Raw genomic sequence first — 1,483 nt, forward strand, 5'->3', positions numbered from 1 at the left:
GCTTAAGGCATAGTGCAATCATCTCGTTAAAAAAGAAAGGAACATAAAATAAAAAAGGAAACAAGAGAAATAAGTAAAGGACTTAGTTCTGTATTTTACAGGACCAAGTCCTTTTAGTTTTACCTTGATTCGTTAATAAGAAAAATGGTCTAGCTTGTTCCAATTTACTTATTCGACTTAAATCTCTTTTCGGAATCGTTAAACATCTCAGACTTAAAGATGCCGAATAAGGTTTCCATCATACTATTATCTGTACTATTTCTCTGTAATGTTTTGTTCTAGCTGTAACAAGTTCGATGACGTAGAAAGATTATAGGTAATAATTTCGCTATTAACGTTATCTAAAATTAGCGACAAATAGAGTTTTTAGCTGTTTACTGGAATGGCAAATTCTGTCACATCTGAGTAGCATTCTTTTCATTGATTTTTGATGTTTCAAATAGGTGATGATTAAGATTCTATGCTTTCTTGCGAACCTATCTTTGGTAGGAATAATACTTCCGTTTACGACGTATTCTAGCGATTAAGCCAAGAACTTTCATCAAACGTTGGATCTTTTTATGATTTATCACAAAGCCATGTTTTCCCAATTTAAGAGTCATTCGACGATAACCATAATTTCCTTTATGCTCATAATAAATTGTCTGAATTTCGTCTTTAAACTATTTCTCTTTGTCAAGCCCCTCCAGTTGCTTCAACTGATAGTAGTAAGTTGAGCGAGGTAAACGAGCCGTTTCAAGAAGCAAATCTAGTCGAAATCCTCCTGAAGCCATTTCTCTAATTGTCTCTGCTTTTCTCGCTGTAAGGCTTCGTCCCTGTCTTCTAGCTCTTTTAACTTTTTTAGGTAAGCCACCTCGGTACGTAAGCGTTCATTCTCCTCTTGGAGTCGCTCTAGTTCTGTCATTTCTTCCCAAGATTTCTTATGTTTACGTCCCATTTTAGGTGCTCCCCCTCTTGTTTTCTCAACAATAGTATACCCATTTTTCTTGTATTGTGCTGTCCAATTTGTCAATAGCGAAGGATTCGGTAGAGCATAATCTAAAGATACACTTTTTCGTGAACGACCTTCAAGTAGGACTTTATCAATCATTTCTTGTTTTAGTTCTGGAGAATAGTAACAATTCTTACCTTTCTTGACAATTTCTACTCCGTAACGATCAATTAATTTCACCATGTACTTTAGACCAGAAACATCCACATCAAATTTTTTTGAAAGCTGTTTGAAGCTTTGTCCTTGTTTTCTTAGTTCATAAATCTGAACTTTATCGTCATAACTCAATTTCATAATAAAACACCCCAAAAGTTAGATTTTTTCTGTCTAACTTTTGGGGTGCAGTTCATCAGTGTATTAGGAGTCATTAATTTTTAACAATCTCTTTTAAGTTATATTATTTGATTTTAATAGAAGTTGATTAATGTCCTAAAAAAAATCTTGTCCAATTCCACATAATTGCTACCTCTTTTATTCTCTTATTTTTTATGG

At 33.6% G+C, this 1,483-nt stretch carries 1 pseudogene; it reads right to left on the bottom strand.

The features are described 5' to 3' along the window. Window positions 1–18: 18 nt before the first annotated feature. Window positions 19–1,285, bottom strand: a pseudogene (locus tag HMPREF3112_RS11205) (IS3 family transposase). Window positions 1,286–1,483: the final 198 nt, after the last annotated feature.

Source organism: Streptococcus sp. HMSC10E12 (genome assembly GCF_001807855.1).
In the GTDB taxonomy this organism is placed as follows: Bacteria; Bacillota; Bacilli; order Lactobacillales; family Streptococcaceae; genus Streptococcus; species Streptococcus salivarius.